The 16,668-nt window shown below is 56.5% G+C and carries 10 protein-coding genes; 6 read left to right on the top strand and 4 right to left on the bottom strand.

Annotated features, from left to right (window positions below):
- Nucleotides 1-5 precede the first annotated feature (5 nt).
- The 3 genes from PLU01S_RS11655 to PLU01S_RS11645 all read left to right on the top strand — a co-directional run bounded on the left by PLU01S_RS11655 (nt 6) and on the right by PLU01S_RS11645 (nt 3,095).
- Nucleotides 6-1,016 (top strand): magnesium chelatase ATPase subunit I, encoded by a 1,011-nt coding sequence (locus PLU01S_RS11655; RefSeq protein ID WP_074825413.1) that lies wholly within the window; start codon nt 6-8, stop codon nt 1,014-1,016.
- A complete protein-coding gene (locus PLU01S_RS11650) occupies nt 998-1,702 on the top strand; it encodes a VWA domain-containing protein (RefSeq protein ID WP_074825415.1) in 705 nt (234 codons plus the stop codon). Before PLU01S_RS11655 ends, PLU01S_RS11650 begins: the two co-directional genes overlap by 19 nt.
- A 73-nt stretch (nt 1,703-1,775) precedes the next feature.
- Nucleotides 1,776-3,095 carry a DEAD/DEAH box helicase gene (locus PLU01S_RS11645; RefSeq protein ID WP_010798057.1) on the top strand — a complete coding sequence of 440 codons (1,320 nt, stop codon included), beginning with the start codon at nt 1,776-1,778 and terminating at the stop codon, nt 3,093-3,095.
- A gap of 42 nt (nt 3,096-3,137) precedes the next feature.
- On the opposite strand, the gene PLU01S_RS11640 is transcribed toward PLU01S_RS11645, so the two are convergent.
- The 4 genes from PLU01S_RS11640 to PLU01S_RS11625 form a co-directional block, all read right to left on the bottom strand.
- Nucleotides 3,138-4,961, bottom strand: coding sequence for a sensor domain-containing phosphodiesterase (locus tag PLU01S_RS11640; RefSeq protein WP_074825417.1), 1,824 nt, complete (start codon nt 4,959-4,961; stop codon nt 3,138-3,140).
- Nucleotides 4,962-5,175: 214 nt separating this feature from the next.
- Nucleotides 5,176-6,135 (bottom strand): L-histidine N(alpha)-methyltransferase, encoded by a 960-nt coding sequence (gene egtD, locus PLU01S_RS11635; RefSeq protein WP_074825418.1) that lies wholly within the window; start codon nt 6,133-6,135, stop codon nt 5,176-5,178.
- A gap of 2 nt (nt 6,136-6,137) precedes the next feature.
- The gene (gene egtB, locus PLU01S_RS11630; RefSeq protein WP_374940309.1) at nt 6,138-7,421 is read right to left on the bottom strand and encodes an ergothioneine biosynthesis protein EgtB; all 1,284 of its coding nucleotides are present in this window, start codon (nt 7,419-7,421) and stop codon (nt 6,138-6,140) included.
- 198 nt (nt 7,422-7,619) lie between these two features.
- The gene (locus PLU01S_RS11625; RefSeq protein ID WP_026003839.1) at nt 7,620-8,837 is read right to left on the bottom strand and encodes a maltoporin; all 1,218 of its coding nucleotides are present in this window, start codon (nt 8,835-8,837) and stop codon (nt 7,620-7,622) included.
- A gap of 201 nt (nt 8,838-9,038) precedes the next feature.
- On the opposite strand from PLU01S_RS11625, the gene PLU01S_RS11620 reads away from it, so the two are divergent.
- From PLU01S_RS11620 to PLU01S_RS11610, 3 genes are all read left to right on the top strand, one after another.
- Nucleotides 9,039-10,532: an MFS transporter gene (locus tag PLU01S_RS11620; protein ID WP_010798063.1), complete on the top strand. Its 1,494-nt coding sequence runs from the start codon at nt 9,039-9,041 to the stop codon at nt 10,530-10,532.
- 116 nt (nt 10,533-10,648) lie between these two features.
- Nucleotides 10,649-15,019: a DNA glycosylase AlkZ-like family protein gene (locus PLU01S_RS11615; RefSeq protein WP_074825422.1), complete on the top strand. Its 4,371-nt coding sequence runs from the start codon at nt 10,649-10,651 to the stop codon at nt 15,017-15,019.
- A 137-nt stretch (nt 15,020-15,156) separates the two neighbouring features.
- Nucleotides 15,157-16,665, top strand: a complete 1,509-nt coding sequence (locus PLU01S_RS11610; protein WP_074825424.1) for a methyl-accepting chemotaxis protein — start codon at nt 15,157-15,159, stop codon at nt 16,663-16,665.
- The last annotated feature ends 3 nt before the right edge of the window (nt 16,666-16,668 follow it).

Genomic DNA, 16,668 nt, shown 5'->3' with positions numbered 1-16,668 from the left:
CCTCTATGACTGATACTCCGCAATTTCCTTTGGCTGCCATTGTAGGAGCTGACTCCTTGAAGTTGGCGCTTTGCCTCAATGCCATTGATCCGGGTATCGGTGGGGTATTGATCGAAGGCCCGCGCGGTATGGCGAAGTCCACCCTGGCACGCGGCGTGGCCGCCCTGATGCCGGGTGGTTCATTCGTGACCTTGCCATTGGGGGCCAGCGAAGAGCGCATTACCGGCACACTCGACCTGAACGCCGCCCTGGGTGAAAAGCGCGCTGCATTTTCACCTGGCGTGTTGGCCAAGGCGGATGGCGGAGTGTTGTATGTGGATGAGGTCAATCTGCTGCCGGATCATCTGGTTGACCTGTTGTTGGACGTAGCCGCCAGTGGTGTAAACACCGTGGAGCGCGACGGGATTTCCCATCGACATCCGGCGCGCTTTGTACTGATTGGCACCATGAACCCGGAGGAGGGGGAGTTACGCCCCCAATTACTGGATCGGTTTGGTTTCAATGTGGTGCTGAATGCCCATCCTGCGCCAGCGGAGCGAGCCGAGATCATGCGCCGCCGTCTGGCGTTCGACCTTGATCCGCCCGGTTTTATTGCCAGTTGGGCCGGAAGCCAGGCGGACCTTGTCGAGCGCTGCCAGGCTGCACGTAGCCGGTTGGCAGGGGTCGCACTGGATGATCTGTCGCTGTCGCGTATTGCCGAGCGCTGTTTTGCAGCGGCAGTGGATGGCATGCGTGCGGATCTGGTATGGCTAAGGGCAGCACGCGCCCATGCGGCTTGGCGCGGCAGCGAGATAATTACCGAAGATGATATCGATGCGGTGGAAGAGTTCGCGTTGCGTCATCGCCGACGACAGCAACCCCTTTCGGAGTTACCGCCACCGCCATCTTCTGATCGTCCCGTCTCCGAACCCTCTTCAAGCCATTCGAAGAGTGAAGGGCAATGGGGTGAGCTACCGCCTCAGGCGACGGCGATTGGCGAAAAACGCTCAGGTGAGGGTTGGCCAAAAAAGCGCTGAGCATTCGCCCGCGTGTAACCCAAGTGGCGGATGCTCGACCTTTACCGGGGAATGCCAGTAGTGGTCGGCACGGTGCTTCTCGCACAGGTGAGGCAGGGGCAGTTGCCTGGGTACCGACTCTGCTGAAGGGGCTTCCTCGACGTGAGGCTGACCTGATACGCCGGCCTCGCTCTCAGTCGCCACGAGAGCATTGGTTGTTCATTGTCGATGCCTCGGCGTCCATGCGACGTCATGGCGCCTTGGTGCAAGCCAAAGGCGTATTGCTGGGTTTTCTCGAGCAGGCTTACCGTGCACGGGCAAGCGTAGCGGTGCTGGGCGCAACAGGCGTACAGCCGCACTGGCTTGCCCAGGCTCGTCGAGCCAGTCAGCAGGTTCCGGATTGGCTTGCAGACCTGGGTGCAGGGGGCGGTACTCCCTTGCTTGAATCCCTGAAGCACGCACATGAGTGGCTAAAGCAACACCAATGTCGTCTCGGCAATGAGCCGGTAAGTGTCGTTGTGATGACCGATGGCCGGGTACGCGCCTGGACCTCATTGCCTCGTCTTGATGCGTCTGTCCTTGTCATCGATACCGAGCGTGCTCCGGTTCGCGTTGGACGTGCGCGTCAGCTGGCAGCTGATCTACAAGCCGTCTACTGTCACGTCGATGAGCTACCCATTGGGAAGCTGAAACATCCGTTGCGCTAAATAAGGCAGCGATTTTGTTGCGTAACCGGTAGGCTATACAGCAGAACTACGATTTTCTTTGAGGTATGCGTCCTTGTTTTCCGATTTCGACCTGCACGAGCGTCTGCTCAAGGCACTGGACACGCTGAAATTCAAAAAGCCCACCCCGGTTCAGGAGGCCGCCATCGGCCCGGCACTGGATGGGCGAGACCTGCGTGTGACTGCCCGTACCGGCAGTGGCAAGACGGCTGCCTTTGTCCTGCCGATTCTGCATCGTCTGTTGTCCGAGCCCAAACCCCAGGTGGGTGCTCGGGTGTTGATATTGTTGCCTACCCGCGAGCTGGCCCAGCAGACGCTCAAGGAAGTCGAGCGGTTTGCCCAGTTCACGTTTCTAAAGGCCGGACTCATTACCGGAGGTGAGGGATTCAAGGAGCAGGCCGCGGCGATGCGCAAGAATCCCGAGATTCTTATCGGAACGCCCGGACGGCTGATTGAGCATTTGAATGGCGGTAGCCTTGAGTTGGACGATGTCGATTTTCTCGTCCTGGACGAAGCCGACCGGATGCTTGACATGGGCTTCTCCGAAGATGTGCTTAAACTGGCAGACGCGTGCACTTCAGAGTCCCGACAAACGTTGCTGTTCTCGGCTACCAGCGGCGGTAGCTCCCTGCGTACTGTCATAGAACATGTCCTGCGTGAGCCGGAAGTGCTCATGCTTGATCGCACCGGGGAACTCAACGAGGCGGTCACCCAGCAGATCATCACTGCCGATGACGTGGCTCACAAGGAGCGCCTGCTGCAATGGTTGCTGGCCCACGAGACCTATCGCAAGGCCATTGTCTTTACCAATACCCGTGTACAGGCCGACCGCCTGGGCGGCGTGTTGACCGCCAGCAACATCAAGGTTTTCGTTCTGCATGGCGAAAAGGACCAGAAAGACCGCAAGCTGGCGATGGAGCGCTTGAAGCAGGGCGCCGTGTCCGTGCTGGTTGCTACGGATGTAGCGGCCCGTGGCCTGGATGTGGAAGGCATGGATCTGGTCATTAACTTTGATATGCCGCGCAGCGGGGATGAGTATGTCCACCGTATTGGCCGTACCGGACGTGCCGGCGAGGCGGGCATGGCAATTTCGTTGATCTGCCATACCGACTGGAACCTGATGTCCAGCATCGAGCGCTACCTGAAACTGCGTTTCGAGCGGCGCGTGGTGCAACCGCTTAAAGGCACCTATCAAGGGCCGAAGAAGCTCAAGGCGTCTGGCAAGGCTGCCAGCACCAAGAAGAAAAAGACCGACACCAAGAAGCCAGTGACGAAAGCCAAGACATCGCCACGGCCCAAGCGCCCCAGCGCTTCCAAGGTGGTCAGCCAGGATGGCATGGCACCTCTGCGGCGTAAGAAGACGGACGCGGAATAAACGAGTTGGCCCTGTTTTTACAGGGCCAACTTCGTCTCAAGGCTAGTTCGTTGCGTAAGACGAGGAGAAAGGCGAGCCGCCCTGGCCAGAGGTCTGAGGTGTTACGGGTCGCCTGAGCCAGTGCTCAAGCTCAAGCGCACCCATGGGTTTGGCAATGTGGTAGCCCTGGCCTTCGTCACAGCCTAGCGCCAGTACACTATCTAGGATCTCTGGCGTTTCCACGCCTTCTGCGGTGACTTCATATCCCAATCCATGCGCAAGCTCCACCATGGTACGAACGATCAGCGCGTCCTTATCATCGCCCGGTAGGCAGCGAATGAAGCTCTGATCGATCTTAATGTAATCCGTCGGTATCTGGCGGAGATAGATCAGATTGTTGTATCCCGTTCCAAAATCATCGATCGAAATGGATGATCCCAGGTGCCTGAGTGCGTCCAGCTGGGTTCGAGCATTCTCAAAATTGCACATGAGCGAGTTTTCCGTCACCTCGAACTCCACACAGGAGGGCGGTACGCCATGTTTGGCCATCTTCTCCGCTACACGTTCGGCAAAGTCTGGATCGTCCAGGTCGTGGGACGAAATGTTGATCGACACATTGAAACAATGGCCGTCTGCTTTCCAAAGCGCATATTGGCTCAAGACAGCATCGATAACCCAATAACTGATGGAGCGAATCAGGGCCGTTTTCTCAGCCAGTGCTATGAATTCGGTAGGCCCAATGGCGCCCAGCTTGGGATGAGCCCAGCGCAACAGGGCTTCCACGCAGCGGCAGGTGCCCGACTTGAGGTCTACGCGAGGCTGATAAAACAGGGAGAGCTGACCTTCGCTGTGCAGGGCGACCGGCAGGCTGCTCAACAGGGCAAAAGCCCGTTGCTGAGCAAGATCATGGGCTGAGTCGTAATAACGGCTCCCCATTCGCCGCTCACGGGCGATATCGGCTGTCGAGATCAGTGCCCTCAGCCAGTCGCGGGTATCGCCGGGCTTGAGCTTGAGAATCCCCAGACCGGGACGGGTTTCAATCGGGATGCCGTTGTAGTCGATAAGCCCCGTCATGCCGCGCTCGATGCAATCGAGTACTTCCTTGCCTTGCAGATCGGTCATGCCGTGGACCAGAAATGCAAAGCGGGCCGTACCGATGGAGTACAGCCGTATCCCCGAGGGCAGCAGGGAAAGCAGTCGCTCCTTGATGGACTGGAGCAGTCCTTCGTAGTGGTCCTGGCCCAGCGCATTGAGCAGGCCATTGAGATAGAACGGGTCGAACACATCCATGGAGACGGCCAGCAGCTCTTCGGAGCTGCGCAGCATCGATTCGGCATCTTCCAGCAGACGGCTGCGGTTAGGCAGCTGGGTAATAGGGTCTACGTAGCTGAGTGAACGCAGCGTCTCGATGCGCTCCATCAGCATATCGCGCAATTTACTGAGGAGCCGTACCTGAGAGGTGTTGAGCTCCGGTCGTGGATTGGTATCTACCAAACACAGGGTGCCCAAAGCCAGGCCTTCGTGTGTCCTTAGCGGGATGCCGGCATAGAAGCGGATGCCAGGGTTGCCGGTCACTAGCGGGTTATCCTTGAACCGTGGATCGGTTTGGGCATCACGCACCTGCATGATGTTTTCATCCAGGATGGCATGAGAGCAAAACGAGATATCCCGAGGCGTTTCCTGCGCGTCGAGTCCGCGGATAGACTTGAACCATTGTCGATGCTCATCCACCAGCGAAACGATGGCGATAGGCACGTCGAAGAGTTCGGTAGCAATTTCGGCTATGTGGTCAAATGCGGGGTCAGCTGGGCTGTCCAGCAAGTTTGAACTGCGCAAAGCAGCCAAGCGCTCTGTTTCATTAGGCGGAAGGGCAGCGCCGTTACTCATAAGCTAAATCCTGCAGACATGTCTGCTAAATAACACACCCATACTTTCGCATGAGCGCTCTACAGCTCATTTCCACTAAACAGTTAGTAATCGCAACGGTTTAGTACAACTATAGGAATAGCTTAGCCTTGGCATCTGCGCCAGAGTGGCGCATCGGCATCATGAGTACCCTAACGGTCAGCCCTTAACGACGCGGCTGACCGCTGCTTGGGCGCTATCGTCCCAGATAGTGCATGCTAAAGAGTGCCGCGGGATCTTTCCATACGGCTATTGGGGAAAAGCCAGCTTCCCGGCTCAAGGTTTCAAATCCTTTCAAACTGTATTTATAAGAGTTTTCGGTGTGCAGCGTTTCGCCCTGACGAAACATGAAGCGCTGGTCTTCGACACGAATCGTCTGGGCGCGGCGGCTGACCAGATGCATTTCAATGCGAGACTGCTGTTCATTGTAAAAGGCGTAGTGGCTGAAGCGCGAAGGATCAAGGTCGGTATCCATCTCGCGACGGATACGCTCCAGCAGATTGAGGTTAAACGCCGCGGTAATGCCCTCGGCATCGTTATAGGCCACCTCCAGGCGGGCCTTGCTCTTGACCAGATCCACACCGATCAACAGTCCGCTGCCCGGTGGTAGTAATCGGTGAAGGTTGCGCAGAAAGGAGCGTGCTTCTGTTGGCGTGAAGTTGCCGATGCTCGAACCGGGAAAGAAGGCCAGTACAGGCGCTTTTCCCAGCGTTTGTGGAAGCTCCATCGGCTGTGTGAAATCCGTGCACAGCGCACTTACGTCCAGCCAGGGGTAGTCAGCGGCCAGGCGGTGTGTGCTGGACAGAAGAAAGTCTCGGGAAATGTCCACACCCAGGTAGCTTTGAGGACGCAGGGCTTCCAGCAGGAGCCGAATCTTGCGGCTGGCACCACTGCCCAGTTCCATGAGCGTCATGCCGGAGCCTGCAATAGCAGCGATATCGCCAGCCGCTTCGGTCAGGATGCGCTCTTCAGTACGAGTCGGGTAGTACTCTGGTGTACCGGTAATGGCTTCGAACAGTTCGGAGCCGCGCTGATCATAGAAGTACTTGGGCGGAATGGCCTTGGGTTCGGTTGCCAAACCATTCAGGACGTCTTCACGTAGGGAGTCGCTGGCGACGTCCGGTTGTTGATCGTAGAAGCGAACCGCTAGAGCCATGATCAGATCTCCTTGGCAAGGCGAAGGCCGGCAAATTGCCAACGCATGGCTGGGTAGAAGAAGTTACGGTAGGTCGCGCGAATATGATCGGCAGGGGTAGCGCAACAGCCGCCCCGCAAGACCATCTGCCCGGACATGAATTTGCCGTTGTACTCGCCCAGACTGCCATCCAGCGGCTTGAAGCCGGGGTAGGGGCGATAGGCGCTGCCGGTCCATTCCCAAACGTCTCCAAACAGCTGGCAGGGTTGATCGGGCGTGTGAGTCCTACAGGCCACAGGCGAGAGATGGTCCTGCTCGACAAAGTTGCCTGTACGCGAAAGACCGGCGGCGGCCACTTCCCATTCGGCTTCGGTTGGCAGGCGGGCGCCGGCCCAACTGGCGTATGCATCCGCCTCGTAAAAGCTCAGATGACAGACGGGAGCCTGCTCATCGACAGGTTGCAGGCCGCCCAAGCCCATGGCGTACCAGCGGCCGTCTACGTTCTCCCAGTAGAGGGGTGCTTGCCAGCCGGCCTGCCGCACTTGGCTGAAGCCATCGGACAGCCAGAGATCACTGCGGCTATAGCCCTGATCTTCGATAAAGGCCATGTACTCACCGTTGGTGACCAGGCGATTCGCCAACTGGAACTCATCGACAAAGACGCGGTGGCGTGGTGTCTCGCAATCAAAGGCAAAACCGTCACCGCTATGGCCTATGTGGCGTACGCCAGCCGGATATGAATGCCATGTCAGCGGAGTGGAATCAGCGTGTGTGGCTGGCTTGAGATCGTGCCGATACACCGGATGGAGAGGGTTCTGGGCCAGGATATGCTTGATGTCCATGAGCAGCAGCTCCTGATGTTGCTGCTCATGGTGTAGCCCGAGTTCTGTCCGACGGGCGATTTCTTCAGCATGCTGTTCCGGCAGATGGTTTAGCAGTTCGAGCATGGCCTGATCGACCCATTGGCGAAAGCCATAGACCTCTGCAACGGTTGGACGGGAGATCAGCCCGCGCTTGGCTCGTGGGAATGGGGTGCCATGGGTTTCGTAATAGGAGTTGAACAGGTAATCGTAAGCGGGATCTAGCGTCTTGTAGCCCGGCAGGAAGGGCTTGAGAATGAACGCTTCGAAAAACCAGGTCACGTGGGCCAGATGCCATTTGGGCGGACTGACGTCTGGCATGCTTTGAATCAGGTAGTCTTCGGTCTGAAGGGGAGCACAAAGCTTTTCAGTAGCGGATCGAACCTGTGTAAAGCGTTCGATGAGGCAGCCAGGGGTGTCGAGAGCGAAGGCATCCACAGTGTTCATCTCGCGGGCGAGATGGCTCATGGCATTATCTCCAGGTCGTTCCGACAGATGCCGGAGGTGGGCTTCGTAGAACGGACCCGGAGATAAACTTAAAGTTCTTTCTAGAATAGAGCCGACTAAGATCGATTGCTTCTGGATGGTCGAAGGCTTATAGCCGTATCGGGGCTGATGTCAGAATACGGCTATAATGCTACCGCTTTACCACCAGGTTTCCAATTGCACGCCGAAGTTTGAACCGTGACGCTGAGAGCCGAATGCCCCTGAATCAGACAGCGCGGTGTCTTGCGCTGCGCTTAGCTGAGCGGCACGGTTCCACTGCGCATAAGTCCAGTAGAATCGGATTTCGGGACGATCCATCAGGCCCATCCCGCCTAACGCAAGGGTGGGCGCCACGGTGAACTTGGTCAATTTGCGTGTGCCGCCTTCTTCAGGGTCGATCTGATCGTGGCCTGCTTCTACCAGAAGCTTGAAATGCTCGCTGAACGCATAGGATGGGCGGACACCAAAGGAGTACCACGTCTGGCCAGCGTTGTTAGGCGCGCGGTCACGCTGTACCAATGCCAGCAGCATTCCGCCAAAGCGCGGGGTAATCTGCCAGCGGGGCGATTCCAGAACCCTTATGCTCTTTACATCCTTGTCGGCTTGTACGTTACCGGTCTGGCCAAGCCCGATACCGGGACCTTCGCCGTATTGAACCGTAAACCGGTTTTCGCCACCAAAGAAATTCACCTGCTTATGTTCGGCCGAGATGGACCAGCCGCTGTGCGAGTCTTCAACATGTCCGGCTTTCTGAATGTAGCTCAGGCCAATTTCAATCTCGGCGTCCTTGTTAGCCTTGATGCCGCCCAGGTTGATGTCGTGTCGGTTGGCCTTGTGCTTCTGTTCGATATTGTCTTCTCGGGAGAAGGCATAGCTCAGGCGTAGTCCTGTGTCACCCAGGCCATAGTCCTCGATACCCGCGCCTGTGCCGCTTGGGTTCCAGTAGTAGAAGTCATTGATGTGAATGTCGTGACGCTTGTAGTAGCGGCGACCGAACCAGAGGCCACCGCCGTTCAGTTCGGGCAACGCCAGACTGGTCCAGATTTGTGGCAAGCGGACATTGCCATTGTCGCCGCTAAACGTGGGTGACTGGTCATAGACATTGTAAAGGCTTGCCATGCCGTGCAATTTCCAGAGCGTCCCGTCAGCGCCCTTGTACAGTTCCTGGTGACCCTCTAGCTCCCAGTAGGTCTCGCACTCGTTACCCAAGCGGTATTTGGCAGGTGCTCCTGGAAGCTGAAAGCAGGACTGCTTACCGCCTGCATCGGCACCCCCTATACCAACACGTCCGTACCCATCAAATTCGAATGCCTGCCCTGTGAGCGGAAAGATGCATGCTAAAAAAGCCGCAGAGGTGCCGCGAATCATTGTTTTCATTAGTTATTTTCTCTATCCCGATAGCGCAATAGTTCTTTTTTAAAAAAAGCTTTTCTCGGACTCGCTGTTTCTCGACGAGTTGCGTAGCGCCTCGCTGAACTACTTTTGTATGACCTAGCTCTCAATTTGTAGACGAGCTGTACAAAAGTGCCAGTCGCATCGCTGTACGGCCCCTTTATAAAAATAGTGAGGACAAGAAATATGGCGGCCTCAGATGTTTCCGCTGTCCAAGAGACGGATTCCCCTTCTGGCAAAAAACTGCACGAGCACATTTACGAAACCAACCTTCCGGCCCGGCTCGACCGCCTGCCCTGGGGGCGCTTTCATACCCTGTTGGTCATGGCTTTGGGTATTACCTGGATTCTCGATGGTCTTGAAGTAACATTGGCGGGTTCGGTAGCCGGCGCCTTGAAGGCGAGTCCCGCGCTTCAGTTGACCAATGCTGATGTTGGATTGGCAGGTGGCGTTTACATCGCCGGTGCAGTTTTGGGTGCGTTATTTTTTGGCTGGCTGACGGACCGGCTAGGGCGTCGCAAGCTCTTTTTCATCACACTGTTTCTCTATGTAGGTGCAACGTTTCTGACGGCGTTTTCCTGGAACCTGTGGAGCTTTCTGCTGTTCCGCTTCCTGACAGGCGCAGGCATTGGAGGCGAGTACACGGCCATCAATTCCACCATTCAGGAATTCACGCCAGCGCGTTATCGCGGCTGGGTTGACCTGACGATCAACGGCTCGTTCTGGGTGGGTGCAGCCTTGGGTGCCATGGGCTCGATTGTGTTTCTGGACCCCGAACTGCTTCCAGGCGACCTGGGGTGGAGAATGTGCTTTGGCATTGGAGCGGCGCTCGGGTTGATCATTCTATTCATGCGCATGTGGATACCCGAAAGCCCGCGCTGGCTCATGATTCATAATGAGCCAGAAGAGGCCAAGCGAATTGTCGATAACATCGAAAAACGCTTCGAAGCCGAAGGCTACAAGCTTGAGCCGGTCGATCCCAAATTCCATTTGCGCATGCGCGGTCGGGACCATACGCCACTCAAGGAGGTCTTCCAGAGCTTGTTTGTCGTGCATCGCCAACGCGCATTGGTAGGCATGACCCTACTGACAGCTCAGGCCTTTTTCTACAACGCAATCTTCTTTACCTATGCGTTGGTACTGACAGATTTCTACGATGTACCCTCAGAAAATGTCGGCTGGTATGTACTGCCATTTGCGCTCGGTAATTTCTGTGGTCCACTGCTCTTGGGGCGACTGTTCGATGTGGTTGGCCGCCGGATCATGATTAGCTCTACCTATGCTATTTCAGGTGTCCTGCTCATTATCACGGGCTATATGTTCCAGCAGGGTATGCTGGATGCAACGACTCAGACGATTGCCTGGATGGTTATCTTCTTCTTTGCCTCAGCCGCAGCCAGCTCGGCTTATCTGACCGTTGCTGAAACGTTCCCGCTGGAAATCCGCGCCTTGGCGATTGCAGTGTTCTACGCCTTTGGTACCGGGCTTGGCGGAATCATTGGCCCAACCCTGTTTGGACAACTGATTGAGAGTGGTAGCCGAGTCAACGTCTTCTATGGCTACGCCATTGGCGCTAGCCTCATGATTGCAGCAGGGATAGTGCAGTCGATCTGGGGCGTGGCAGCCGAACGCAAGTCACTCGAGTCAGTCGCGCGACCGCTGTCGCTGGCAGACAATTGAGTCAGAAGGCTTGATGCAATCGTCTGTTACTAAGCCGGGCGAAGTGGAGAAACCCACTCGTCCGGCTTCGTTTATACCGCCTTGTCTGTTATCGAAGTCGCTCCCATAGTGGGGTCATGACTTATCCTTTACGTCCCGCTTCCAGCCAAGAGACTCTGGCAGGTTTTCATCCTGCCGTGCAGTCCTGGTTCTCGCGTACCTTCGCCTATCCAACCCAAGCCCAGCAGCATGCCTGGCCTGCCATCAGGGCAGGACAGTCGACGTTGGTCGCAGCGCCTACCGGCTCTGGCAAGACCCTGACAGCCTTTATGGCAGCAATCGATGAACTGGTACGCCTGGGTGTTGAACACAACGGTGCCTTGCCGGATGAGACCTGGGTTGTTTACGTTTCACCGCTCAAGGCGTTATCGAACGATATTCGAATCAATCTGGAAAAGCCGCTCGCAGGTATCACGGCTGAGCTTGAACAGTGTGGTCTGCCGTCTGTAGCGATCCGAACGGCCGTCAGAACAGGCGATACACCGCAGCGCGAGCGTAATGCCATGCGTAAACGGCCACCACATATCCTGGTGACGACGCCGGAATCGCTTTATGTACTGCTGGGCTCAGATTCTGGACGCGTACTGCTACGGACGGTGCGCAGCGTCATTGTGGATGAGATCCATGCCATCGCCGACGGAAAGCGGGGTAGTCATCTGAGCCTTTCTCTTGCGCGCCTGGAGGCTCTGTGCGAGCGGCTACTGGTACGTATTGGATTGTCGGCTACACAAAAGCCTATCGGCGCCGTCGCGCGCTTTCTGGTGGGGTGCGATAGAGCAGGGCAGGAAAGACCTTGTGCGGTCGTTGATATCGGCCATGATCGTGTTCGGGATCTTGCTCTTGAAGTACCGCCCGCTCCGCTGCAGCCTGTGATGTCCAATGAAGCGTGGGAAGGGCTTTATGATCGTCTGGCCGAGCAGGCTGAGGCCCATCGAACGACGCTGATTTTCGTCAATACGCGGCGTATGGCCGAGCGCATGGCTAGACATCTGACGGACCGGCTCGGCAGTCGGGCAGTGGCCGCCCACCATGGCAGTCTGGCCAAGGAGCAGCGCCTCGACGCCGAGCAGCGCCTCAAGCGTGGCGAACTCAAGGTGCTTGTAGCAACCGCATCGCTGGAATTGGGCATCGATATTGGTGAGGTTGATCTGGTCTGCCAGATCGGGTCACCTCGCTCCATTGCCGCTTTTCTTCAGCGTGTAGGCCGCTCGGGTCACCATGTCGAAGGGATTCCGAAAGGGCGACTGTTCCCAACGTCTCGGGATGATCTGATCGAATGTGCAGCGTTGCTTGATTGCATCCGACGTGGCGAAATGGATACGTTGGTTATTCCTAGGCAGCCGCTGGATGTGCTGGCACAACAGGTCGTAGCGGAAACCGCATGCCGTGAGTGGGACGAGGACGCCTTGTTTACGCTGGTCCGATGTGCCGAGCCCTATGCGGCACTGTCACGAACTGACTTCAACGCGGTAGTGACGATGCTGTGTGAAGGCTTTAGCCATCGGCGAGGTGTTCGAACCGCCTATGTGCACCGCGACGCCGTGAACGGGCTCTTGCGCGGTCGTCGTGGTGGCAGGATGACTGCGGTCATGAGCGGTGGGACCATTCCTGAAACCGGCGATTATTCTGTCGTGCTGGAGCCGCAGGGGCATGGGGTCGGGACGGTCAATGAGGACTTCGCGGTCGAGAGCCTGGTTGGCGATATCTTTCAGCTGGGCAATACGTCCTATCGAATTCTCAAGATCGAAAGTGGACGTGTCCGCGTTGAGGACGCACAGGGTCAGCCGCCCACTATTCCATTTTGGCACGGCGAAGCACCTGGGAGAACAGATGAGCTCTCACACGGTGTTTCGCGCTTGCGTCATGAGCTGGAGCTACGCTTATCCGATACGGCGTCGGTCATCGAATGGCTGAAAGTGGAAAAAGAGCTTCCAGCGGCGGCGGCTGAGCAGATCGTCGATTATCTGGGACGTGCTCGACAGATGCTGGGTGCGTTACCGACCCGGCAGACGTTGGTAATGGAACGGTTTTTCGATGAGGCAGGCGGCATGCAGCTTGTCATCCATTCGATTTATGGAAGCCGTGTCAACCGAGCCTGGGGACTGGCGCTGCGCAAGCGGTTCTGCCGCCGTTTCAATGTGGAGCTGCAAGCGGCGGCGACAGAGGATGCTCTCATCCTTTCGCTCTCTACGAGCCATAGTTTTCCGCTGGAAGAGATGTGGCGGTACCTGCACTCAGCAAGTGCGGAGCACATTCTTATACAGGCGCTGCTTGAGGCACCGCTTTTTGGCATTCGCTGGCGCTGGAATGCCACCACCGCATTGGCCTTGCCGCGGTTCACGGCAGGTCGGAAGGTCGCGACTCAGGTCCAGCGGATGCGCAGCGATGATCTGCTGGCAACCGTCTTTCCCGATCAGGTGGCTTGTCTGGAAAACATTGTTGGCGAGCGTGAGGTTCCCGAGCATCCGCTGGTCAAGCAGACCCTGCATGACTGCCTACAGGTATCCATGAATAGCCGCGCCTGGCTGGAGCTGCTCGGGAATATCGAGGCGGGTACGGTCGCGACAAAGGTTTGCGATCTGCCTGCACCGTCACCCCTTGCAGCCGAAATTCTTACCGCACGCCCCTATGCCTTTCTGGACGATGCTCCTTTAGAGGAGCGCAGAACGCTGGCTGTGATGAATCGGCGTTGGTTGGATTCCGCGACTGGCGATGATCTGGGTGCGCTCGATGCCGAGGCGATTGACTCAGTACGGGAGCAGGCCTGGCCGCAGGCACGTGATGCCGATGAGCTGCACGAAGCGCTCACAGGACTGGTGTGCATGACTGAAAAAGAGATGTCTGCGCAAAACAGCTGGAAACCGTTTCTGGCCAGGTTACTCAAGGCAGGTCGGGTATGCCGTGTTGTTACGCCACATCAGGTCTTTTGGGCCCCGGTTGAGCGTGTACGCCTTTTGGAACTGGTTTATCCGGGAATGACACGTGATCCTGATGGCTCACTGCCTGTCGAACTTGATGAGATATACACTCGGGAAGAGGCGCTGGTAGAGCTCATACGTGCCCGGCTGACAGGCTTCGGTCCGCTGACGTTAACAACGCTGAGCCAGCACATGGGACTTTCAGCCTCAGAGCTCATGGTGGCACTCGCTGCACTGGAGCGGGAAGGTTATGTTTTGCGGGGGCGTTTCACGCCTGTCGCTGCTGAAGAGGAATGGTGTGAGCGTCATCTGCTGGCTCGCATTCACCGCTATACCGTCAACCGGCTACGTCGTGAGATTGAGCCGGTGAGTTGTACGGATTTCATGCAGTTCCTGTTTGACTGGCAGCACGTCACACCTGAGACCCAGGCCAGAGGGATCGAAGCCTTGTCAGCGGTACTGACCCAGCTGGAAGGGTATCAGGTGGCTGCTGCAGGCTGGGAAAGTGAGATATTACCTGCGCGCCTGCCGGATTATGGCTTTCATTGGTTGGATGATCTGTGTCGTAGCGGGCGTATGGTGTGGATGCGCCTGGATCCCGTAAGCAAAGCTGCTGGCGGACCTGTACGAGCTTCTCCCATTGTTTTATTGCCCAGACGCGACTTGGCTGTCTGGAATGCGCTGTCTGCTCATTCGGCCGAGCCGGAGCTTTCACCTAAGGCACAAAAGGTCATGGATGCCCTGTCCCGTCGCGGCGCGCTGTTTTTTGACGAACTGATGAGCGAAGCTCGTTTGTTGCGGACAGAGCTGGAAAATGCCCTGGGCGAGTTGGTCAATACAGGGATGGTCAACGCAGACAGCTTTGCCGGATTGAGGGCGTTATTACTGCCAGCCGCCAAGCGGGGCAGCCGTACCACGAGTCGTCGGGGCAGGGTGCCTCTGTATGGCGGGATGGACGATGCAGGCCGCTGGGCATTGATCCGGCCGCCTGCAGCAGAAGCCGTGCAGCAGGTATCCAAACCCCCACGCTGGGGTGATGACGTCATGGAGCACATTGCCTGGGTGTTGCTGAAGCGATATGGCGTCATCAGCTGGCACCTGCTGGCACGGGAGGCAGACGCCTTGCCGCCCTGGCGCGAACTGCTGCGCATCTATCACCGTCTCGAAGCGCGAGGAGACATACGCGGCGGGCGTTTCATAGCGGGTCTTTCCGGTGAGCAGTTCGCCTTGCCGGAAGCTGTTGCGCTACTACGCGCCGTGCGAACACGTGCCGCAACTGAACGCTATGTGCGTATTGCCGCCGTAGACCCACTCAATCTTGCCGGTACACTGCTACCTGGAGCCAAGGTTCCTGCGGTCATGGGGAATCGGCTGCTGTTCAGAAATGGCGTACCGATTGCGGCCTGGGTGGCCGGTAAGTTCAAGGTGTTGATCGCCTTAGAGCCAGAGGAAGAACAAAAGGCCCGGCTACTGCTGATTCGAGGTGACGCCTACCTTGCACAGACAGGCGTAAGCAGCGTTTATGAATAGTCTGCTCATTACTTTGCCATTTGTCGTGATTAGATAAGTTTAATCAGGCGCTTACTCAATAAATTCAGGCAGCAGGTCGATACCTCCTACGACACGACTGTGTCGACCCATTAAACAATTATTTCTTGGTAGAGGGCATGCCTGTGTCCGAGTCCGTTTATTCCCTGAATACCTACTACCGCAAGGCCGATAAGTTGATGTTGGCTGTGGTTTGGGTCATGTTCGTCTATTCGCTCTGCCTGACCTACTGGGAAGGAAGTCTTACGCAGGCCCTGCTTGTCGGTGGAGCATTGGCTGCTTTGCCTACAGTGCTTTATAGCGTTGCACCCGGCTCACGCCTGATGCGTTGCACCATAGCCGTTGTATTCATGGGTTTTGCTGCCTTGCAGATCCACCTCTTGCAAGGCATGGAGGAAATGCACTTCGGCGTCTTTGTACTGTTGGCGTTTCTGGTGTATTACCGTGACTGGTTACCTATTCTCATAGCGGCGGGCGTTATCGCTGTTCATCATGTTGGATTTTATGCAATCCAAGCGTCAGGATGGGATCTGCATGTCATCCATCGTAGCGAAACATGGGGCGTTATTTTCCTGCACGCGTTTTATGTGGTGTTGGAAAGCGCCATTCTTATCTATCTGTCGCTTCATACCCGTAAGCAGGCGGTTGTCAGTGAATCCTTGTTACTGGCAGTAAACTATCTGACACGCCATGGTCAGGCGGTCGATCTGAGCTATCGCATTTCACTGAAAAACGAACTGACAGACCGGTTCAACGGATTTCTTGACTCGCTCGACCACACTGTTGGAAGTGTCGTTTCTAACAGCCAAGGGCTCTTTGTTGCCGGTGAGGGGATGGCTAAAGCCACTTCTCACATGCGTGAGGGCTCACGCATACAGCATGAGCAAATTACTAAGGTTTCATCTGCTATTGATCAGATGGGAGCCACAATCGGTATAGCTGCTGAACAGGCTCAGCAGGCTGCTCAAGTAGCCGGTCAGGCGACTAAGCGTGCTTATAAAGGCAGTACCGATCTGAATGCCATGCAAAAGGAGTTCAGCCTTCTGGCTGAGCATCTTGAGGGAACCGATGAGGAAATGCGCGCTTTGGCCGCTCACTCTCAACAGATCGGAAAAGTGCTGGAAGTCATCAAAGCGATTGCCGAGCAAACTAACCTTCTGGCGCTTAACGCAGCCATCGAGGCGGCCCGGGCTGGAGATCAGGGTCGAGGGTTTGCGGTGGTGGCAGATGAGGTGAGGGCATTGGCGCAGAAGACAGCGGCCTCGACCTCAGAGATCGAAAACATCATTGGCTCATTGCAGATGGGAAGCAAAAGTGCAGTAGAAGCCATGCAGGAAAGCCGAGAGCGCGCGGTTCGCTGCGCTAGCGATGTGCACAAGAGCGCTCAGTCCTTGCAATTGATCTCCGATGACATCCGTGCCATTAACGATATCAATGCGCAAGTAGCAGCTACCTCCTGTCATCAGGTTGAAGTCACTGGCGAGGTAAGTAAGCACCTCTACTCTGTACGGACAATCACCGAAAAGAATGCTTTAGAAGCGGAAGGGCTTGAGCATGAAAGCCAGCGTTTGAAAAGCCTCTCAGAGCAGTTCCATCAATTAAGTAGTGTTTTCAAAACCAGTCTTTAACCT

The organism is Pseudomonas luteola NBRC 103146, assembly GCF_002091675.1.
Classification (GTDB): Bacteria; Pseudomonadota; Gammaproteobacteria; order Pseudomonadales; family Pseudomonadaceae; genus Chryseomonas; species Chryseomonas luteola.
Note: the sequence above shows the minus strand (reverse complement) of the source record. Positions and strands in the feature narration are given on the sequence as shown.

Bases quoted from the DNA above. Each gene is read 5' to 3' on its own strand.
- PLU01S_RS11655 (WP_074825413.1), top strand. From the start codon at position 6: ATGACTGATACTCCGCAATTTCCTTTGGCTGCCATTGTAGGAGCTGAC.
- PLU01S_RS11640 (WP_074825417.1), bottom strand. From the start codon at position 4,961: ATGAGTAACGGCGCTGCCCTTCCGCCTAATGAAACAGAGCGCTTGGCT.
- egtD (WP_074825418.1), bottom strand. From the start codon at position 6,135: ATGGCTCTAGCGGTTCGCTTCTACGATCAACAACCGGACGTCGCCAGC.
- egtB (WP_374940309.1), bottom strand. From the start codon at position 7,421: ATGAACACTGTGGATGCCTTCGCTCTCGACACCCCTGGCTGCCTCATC.
- PLU01S_RS11625 (WP_026003839.1), bottom strand. From the start codon at position 8,837: ATGAAAACAATGATTCGCGGCACCTCTGCGGCTTTTTTAGCATGCATC.
- PLU01S_RS11620 (WP_010798063.1), top strand. From the start codon at position 9,039: ATGGCGGCCTCAGATGTTTCCGCTGTCCAAGAGACGGATTCCCCTTCT.
- PLU01S_RS11615 (WP_074825422.1), top strand. From the start codon at position 10,649: ATGACTTATCCTTTACGTCCCGCTTCCAGCCAAGAGACTCTGGCAGGT.
- PLU01S_RS11610 (WP_074825424.1), top strand. From the start codon at position 15,157: ATGCCTGTGTCCGAGTCCGTTTATTCCCTGAATACCTACTACCGCAAG.